General features: G+C 41.2%; 5 protein-coding genes. 4 read left to right on the top strand and 1 reads right to left on the bottom strand.

Going from position 1 to position 7205, the window contains the following annotated elements:
• The 4 genes from ACEW8U_RS01640 to ACEW8U_RS01655 form a co-directional block, all read left to right on the top strand.
• A partial coding sequence (locus ACEW8U_RS01640) for a CBS domain-containing protein (protein ID WP_373520293.1) occupies positions 1-435 on the top strand: 435 nt, incomplete at its 5' end.
• Positions 436-460: 25 nt separating this feature from the next.
• The gene (gene mgtE, locus ACEW8U_RS01645) at positions 461-1768 is read left to right on the top strand and encodes a magnesium transporter (protein ID WP_373520294.1); all 1308 of its coding nucleotides are present in this window, start codon (positions 461-463) and stop codon (positions 1766-1768) included.
• 281 nt (positions 1769-2049) lie between these two features.
• A complete protein-coding gene (locus ACEW8U_RS01650) occupies positions 2050-3156 on the top strand; it encodes an alkene reductase (protein ID WP_373520295.1) in 1107 nt (368 codons plus the stop codon).
• Between the two features lie 514 nt (positions 3157-3670).
• Positions 3671-5137 (top strand): DASS family sodium-coupled anion symporter, encoded by a 1467-nt coding sequence (locus tag ACEW8U_RS01655; RefSeq protein ID WP_373520296.1) that lies wholly within the window; start codon positions 3671-3673, stop codon positions 5135-5137.
• Positions 5138-5572: 435 nt separating this feature from the next.
• Here the strand turns inward: ACEW8U_RS01655 and ACEW8U_RS01660 are convergent, their stop codons facing one another.
• Positions 5573-6916, bottom strand: a complete 1344-nt coding sequence (locus tag ACEW8U_RS01660; RefSeq protein WP_373520297.1) for a transposase — start codon at positions 6914-6916, stop codon at positions 5573-5575.
• Between the last annotated feature and the right edge of the window lie 289 nt (positions 6917-7205).

The following is a 7205-nucleotide window of genomic DNA, read 5'->3' on the forward strand; positions in this document are numbered from 1 at the left end:
TTTGTATTCACCTTATCCGATCGCATGACGATTCAAGACGCATTGACACTAGTCAAAAGCAGCAGTGCTCCTGTCAGACCTCACGTTTTTGTTTTAAATGACAACAATAAACTGGTAGGGTACATCAAGTGGAATGAGTTACTTAAAGCCGAACCGGAAACTGAAATCCATTCGGTTATGAAAGAGGTGCCAAGGACCGTCCTTGCCAGCATGAGCACCTCTGATTTATTGGAAGTCTGGGACCCGGTTTTAATCGACCTGCCTGTGATTAAATTGAATGGTACTTTTCTGGGTACAGTTGTAAGGGCATCTCTCAGTAAATTGGAAAAAACAACCAACAAGTTGGACCACCCGGCCATAAAAGCTGGTAACGCATTGGGCGACCTTTACTTTATCGGACTGACCAGTTTGCTGGGTCGGTCTTCTGACAAGTGATCAATCGAATCAAAATAAACTATTTATGGACACGGTAATAATCAAAGAACAACTGGTAAGTCAATATATCCAACGATTCCCCGAAGAGGCAGCAATTACTTTAAATAAGGTGAAAACTGAGGAACTCCTGGATTATCTTCATAAGCAGCCTGTTCATGTCGCCCAAGAAGTGTTACTTCATCTAAATCCGGAATCCGTTTCCCGGGTTTTGGATGACATGGAAGATCCTTTGTTTATTGTCCTATTTGATCCGATGAATCCTTATGATGCAGCCAAACTGATTTCCAGACTTTCAGAATCTTCCGTCACAAAAAAACTTTCTTTGTTGGATGAAAAAAAGTCTGAAAAAATAGATGAAATGCTGAGCTATCCTACAGAGTCTGCGGGAAACCTGATGGATACAAGGATTATCACTTTCCATCCGAAAGAAACTGTAAATGATGTTCTTACAAAGTTAAGGACCCTTGGAGACCGAAGGATTGTAAGTATCTATATTACAGATACTTCAGGACAATTGCTAGGTACTGTTTTTATACAGACTTTAGCGGTATCTAAAACAGAAACCACCCTTGAGAAGTTGATGGAACCCGCACCGAGTGTACAGGTAATGACTCCTTCGGATGAGATCATAGAACTTTTCGAGGCAGGGAAATTTTTCAATTTACCGGTAGTGGACTTGAATAATAATTTATTGGGGATTATCAGGAATGACCGGTTGATAGCAGCCACCCAGATGGATGCCCGCGAAGATGTTTTGGCAATGTTTGGTGCTGGTCGGGAAGAGCGTGCCTTGTCCAGCCCTTGGTTTGCAGTGAAAAAAAGGCTGCCCTGGCTTCATATCAATCTTGTTACCGCTTTTTTGGCAGCGTCAATTGTAGGAATCTTTGAAGACACGATTGCCCAGGTGACCGTGTTGGCTGTCTTTCTGCCTGTAGTAGCGGGGCAATCCGGAAACACAGGTTCACAGGCCCTTGCCGTGACGATGAGAGGTCTTGCTCTGAGAGAGATACAAACCAGGCATTGGTGGAAGGTGGCCAGAAAAGAAGTAGCTGTTGGTTTTTTTAATGGCGTTGCGGTGGCACTGACAACCTCTGCCATTGTGTTTATATGGGCTTCTTCCTTTGGACTTGCAGTGGTGATCGCCACTTCCATGATCTTGTCTATGGTGATTGCAGGCTTCTCAGGTGCAGTCATCCCGATTATCCTCAAAGCATTTGGTCAGGATCCGGCCCAGTCTTCTGCAATAGTTTTGACCACCGTCACCGATATCGTTGGGTTTCTGAGTTTTCTTGGTCTTACCACGCTCCTCGGATCAGCATTGGGAATTTTGTGATTTTTTGGTGGCTTCTGCATGGTATGATAGTAAGACTGTTTTATTGGAACAGTGGAATTACAAATTCCAATAATGGAAAGGTGTAGATACAATTAACTCCAAGCGGGAGATTGTAGATTCTAGAAATTAGATTTATGTCTACAGATCCCTTGATGGAAGTATCATTGTCTATATAATTAAGATTGAGCAGGAATAAATAAATAACTCAATTTTTCGTGAACGATCTATATTCAGGATTAGTTGTATATACACATAATTTTGAAAACAAACCAAAAAATAGCATGAATATCAACCCGCTTTTAGAAAAATTGTCCCTTGGGGAAATTGAATTGAATAACAGGGTAGTAATGGCCCCAATGACAAGAAGTAGAGCTGACAATTCGGAAAACACCCCGACAGACTTACATGCCAAATATTACAGACAGCGGGCTTCTGCAGGTCTTATTATCACCGAAGGATCCCAAATTTCCAAGAAGGCAGTAGGATACATCAATACGCCCGGGATTTATTCTCAGGCTCAAATCGATGGATGGAAGAAAGTGACCGAAGCTGTCCACGAAAAAGGTGGTAAAGTATTTATCCAAATCTGGCATGTGGGCAGGATTTCTCATCCTGATTTTCATAATGGAGAATTACCTCTTGCTCCTTCAGCCATCAACCCCCAGTCCAAATCTTTTACCCCAAAAGGTTTCAAAGAGACGGTGACACCAAAGGAAATGTCATTGGAAGAAATACATCAGACCATACAGGACTTTAAAATGGCTGGAAAAAATGCCATGGAAGCAGGTTTTGATGGTATTGAGATTCATGCTTCCAATGGCTACTTGCTACATCAGTTTTCCAGCCGGACGTCCAATGTGAGAACCGATGGCTACGGAGGAAGTATTGAAAACAGGGCCAGAATCCTTTTTGAAATTATCGATGCGCTGAAAGGAGTGATGCCAGAAAACAAAATTGGTGTTAGGTTAAACCCTTCTTTACATGGAATTTTTGGAATGACTATGGATGAAGAAAGCATTCCTACTTTCGATTATATCATCGAAAAGCTCAATGAATACAATCTTGCCTACCTTCATTTGTCAGAGCCATTTTCGGATGTTTCCGAGTTGCCTTATGCTGTAACCGAAATTGCAAAACGATATAGGTCAATGTACAAAGGCATTTTAATAATCAATGGTGATTTTGACCAGGAAAAAGGAAACAGGTTTATCCTTGAAGGTTTAGCGGACGCAGTTGCTTTTGGCAAACCGTATGTGTCCAACCCGGATTTAGTGGAAAGATTCTCCCAAGATACTCCTCTACAGGATTGGGATCAGCGTACTTTTTATACACCTGGCAAAAAAGGGTACACTGATTATCCGAAATTAAAGTCAGAAAAAGTAAAATAATTAAAAAGGAGCTGAAGAATTTGGCCCCAGATGGTAAGGTATAGATACAATCTGCACTTTGAGGAGTAACCAAAGTCCGGGTTATCCCAAGCACAAAATGGAGCGAATTGAAAGTCTCCCAAAAGACTAAAGTAAAGACGGATGTGGACTATTATGTGGGGAGTTTTAGGCAGAGGTGAGTTTGGGGGATTTTAGGTATATGAATTTAAAATTTTGACTTGGGATTAGAAATAGAGTAATTAGTAAAGTTGCATGGAAAGAGGGTAGTTACAAATATTCAGAGGATAAAAAAGCGTATATTCAATCTACTCTTATTTGCTTGGAGGTTTTAGTTGCAGGTGATATTATATATTATTTAATTCTAACTGTTATATAATTAACATTATGTTAAATAAAAAGAAACACATTCCCATATCCCTCCAAATACCATATAAATCACCTACCACCACCCCAACCTTTTAAAATTTGAAAATCCTGATTTTTTTGGTAAGCTTAGCTTTTTATTCGGAGATTTATGAACCAAACCAATACTGCTAAGCTTGGCTTATTTATCGGGCCTCTGTTGTTTCTGGGAATTTTATTTTTTCTAGAACCCAAGGATATGTCTTCGGAGGCTTTGGCCATGCTGGCCATCACGGTTTGGATAGCAACTTGGTGGATTACTGAAGCCATTCCAATTGCGGCGACTTCTTTATTGCCTTTAGTGCTTCTTCCGACTCTTGGTGCCTTACCCATGGTTGATACAGCCACTTCCTATTCCCATCCTATGGTGCTCTTATATATGGGTGGATTTATGATAGCCATGGCCATAGAAAAATGGAGTCTCCATAAAAGAATTGCTTTGACCATCATATCCTTTATCGGTACTAATATTCAGCTGATAATTTTGGGTTTTATGTTGGCAACTGCTTTTTTGTCCATGTGGATATCCAATACAGCCACTTCCCTGATGATGTTGCCAATAGCCATCGCTGTGGTCACCCAATTGAGTTCCTCAGAAAATCCACATGATAGATCTCCCAACAAAATCGGCAAAGCCCTAATGTTGGGCATTGCTTATAGTGCATCCATTGGCGGTGTGGCCACTTTGATAGGCACCCCTACCAATATCATCTTGGCCGGAGTCATCAAGGAAATGTATCAATATGAAATTACTTTTTCCCAATGGATGATGTTTGGACTTCCTATCTCCATTATTTTATTGGCGATCTGTTGGGTTTATCTTGTCAAATTTGCCTACCCTTTTGAAAAAGGATTTGTTATACAAGGTGGCAAGGAAGAAATCCACAAACAGCTTAAGCTTCTGGGTCGGGTTACCGTTGAAGAAAAAAGAGTAGCTTGGGTTTTTGGATTGGTTTCATTGTCATGGATTTTACGTTCTTTGGTCCTTCAGGATTTTATTCCCGCTTTGGATGATACCATTATTGCCATAGCCGGGGTTTTGGTGCTGTTTGTACTCCCCTCTTCCAAACCGAAAACTAAGTTATTAGATTGGAAGACTGCCGAGAAAATCCCATGGGGTATATTGCTGCTGTTTGGTGGCGGATTATCATTGGCTGAAGGATTTAAAGAAACCGGATTGGCATCCTGGATCGGTAATCAATTTGTATTTCTGGATTTTATGGCTTTTGGGCTGTTTTTGTTGATCGTGATAGCCGCTGTCAACTTCCTGACCGAGATCACCTCCAATGTTGCCACCGCTTCCATGCTATTACCGATTTTAGCCGCTGTCTCCTACTCTATGGGTGTTCACCCCTACGGTCTGATGGTCGGTGCTACCATGGCCGCTAGCTGTGCCTTTATGCTTCCCGTAGCCACCCCACCCAATGCAGTGGTTTTTGGTTCGGGTTATCTGACCATTCCCGATATGTTCAAAGCAGGAATTTGGATGAATATACTATCGATTCTTTTGGTTACCATTTTCACCTTGTATATCCTTCCATGGCTTTGGGGGATTGATTTAAATGTGTATCCATTTTGAGGCTTGGGTTGATCTCAGTTCATCATTCGTCATTCGGTGTTCGAAATTCGAAATTGAAAAATTTTAAAATTGGAAGATTGAAAAATTGGTTGTTAGGTGATATATGCTGATCCAGCTTGATTATTTTACCTTTCGGAGGAACACTGACAACGCAGATTGTGCTGATGTTCACAGGTGAAAAAATCAGTGAAAATCAGCTATATCAGTGTTATCAGCGTGCAAAAAAACCAATTAGGCCTTCTTGGAAAATTCCTTCGGAATTGAGAAGTAAGGTTAAAACTAAACCCTACTTTCTCTTTCTTTTTGATTTTTGGTTGATTTTGAAGTCAATTTTGGTACGGAAAAGTACAATTTCTTCTTTTGTGCATAGGGAATAGGCGGGTCATTTATGGTATGGGCACACTTATCCCATGAAGATGTCTTCAATTGTGTTTTTTAGGCAGCGTTTTGTTCCGGCGGCCTTTCCTTTTCAGCTCTTCTTTTGGCTATCTTGACAGCATTGGCTGCCATTATCCCGAAAAATATCGCAAACTTCTCTCTCTTTTCTCCTTTTACCCTGATTTTCCTCAGCCCGTAGAACTCTTTGTTTGTACCGAACACACCCTCCATTACAGTAGCCCTCTGTTTGGATATTTCAGAACTGAGTATGCTTTCTCCCCTGTCATGCTTTTTGGGGCCTTTTTTGGGGAAACAGGTGAAAATCTTGTTGGCAGTACAGAAACTCCTGTTTTTGTTTGTGGCGTAAATCCTGTCCGCCCCAAGCTGGTTTACAGGACCGAAAAATCTCCTGTGTTTGGCCACGGAGAGTTTAAGTCTTGTACATTCGTTGAAGGCATTGAAATCAAGTTTGTCTATAAACGTGAGTCCGTCCACCTGAAGGATATGGGCTTTGGCTCCAAACTCAACCGGCTTGTTTTCCTTTCCCCTCACAATAGGTCTAAGATAAGGTTTGTGCAGGGAAACTATTCTGTCTTTTAAAGCCGATGGCGGGTTGTCCAACAAAAACTCCTGTTGGCGGTGAACCTTTTTTATCACTGCAAACCTTGCAAAATCCTTCAAACCAAGATCTGCGCCCTTATTACTGTCGAGGATCTGCTGGAGTTGGCCGATCCCTTTACCGAGTAGATAAACGAGTGCTTTCCTTCTTCTGAGCGTTTCCCTGAAACTGTTTTTCCTTTTTCTGGAATAAGCCATCTGGGCAATTCTCTGCTCCCTGAATTTAGATCTTGGTCTTTTGACCCCTAGATGGGAACAGAGTCTGAACAGCTGTTTTTCAAAAATCCACTCACAGCTCTCCCATAGCAGTTTGACATCGGTTGGAAACCGTATGAATGACTCGTAACACGTAGCGTCCATGAGCAATACGTGAGTGTTGTTGACATCACGCTTCCAATGGCTGATAAGAACTTCCTGAAGTCTCTCCCATTCGCAGTGTTTTTCCAGATATGCCCTAACCCTGGTCATGATGGTCATGTCTTTTATCTGCTGGTTTTCGGCCAGTACTTTGCCGCAAAAATACTGTAAGGCCCAGTCTGTGTTGTAACGCTCCAACAATTGCCTGTCACTGGTATTGAGATAGGCCTTCAAAAACATCAGTGCAAACATGCCTTTGCCACCAAACCAGCTTGGGGCACCTCTTCCCGTACGTTCCTCGGGAAGGCAGGAAACCAGATCATACCATGGAATGGAATCATGTATCTGACCTAACAATGAATTCTTGAAAAAATGATATTTTGGAGAATATCCGTCGAAGTCTTTGAAAAGAGGAAGCTGAATCATAACTTTAATTGTATTTAAGTTTGCAACCTTAAAATACAAAAAAGAAAACCCCGAAAAAAGCGAAAAACAGCCAAATTCGGGGTTTTTGTGTTATATTTTTGTTAAGTTATTAACTGACAATCAGTATCTTAAGGGATTCGCAAGAAGCCCTAATTAATTTAGTTCTTTAAGAATTTAAATACTTCATATTTGCCAGACTCAGTTTGAATTACTAAACTATAAGTACCCTTACTCATTCCAATCCCGTTAAAATCAAGAACCAACTTCCCCTCTTCCGGTTTTACTGATT

Origin of the sequence: Aquiflexum sp., from assembly GCF_041751335.1 — a bacterium.
GTDB lineage: Bacteria > Bacteroidota > Bacteroidia > Cytophagales > Cyclobacteriaceae > Aquiflexum.

Excerpts from the sequence above, each read along its gene's own strand:
- mgtE (WP_373520294.1), top strand. The coding sequence starts at position 461 with ATGGACACGGTAATAATCAAAGAACAACTGGTAAGTCAATATATCCAA.
- ACEW8U_RS01655 (WP_373520296.1), top strand. The coding sequence starts at position 3,671 with ATGAACCAAACCAATACTGCTAAGCTTGGCTTATTTATCGGGCCTCTG.
- ACEW8U_RS01650 (WP_373520295.1), top strand. The coding sequence starts at position 2,050 with ATGAATATCAACCCGCTTTTAGAAAAATTGTCCCTTGGGGAAATTGAA.
- ACEW8U_RS01660 (WP_373520297.1), bottom strand. The coding sequence starts at position 6,916 with ATGATTCAGCTTCCTCTTTTCAAAGACTTCGACGGATATTCTCCAAAA.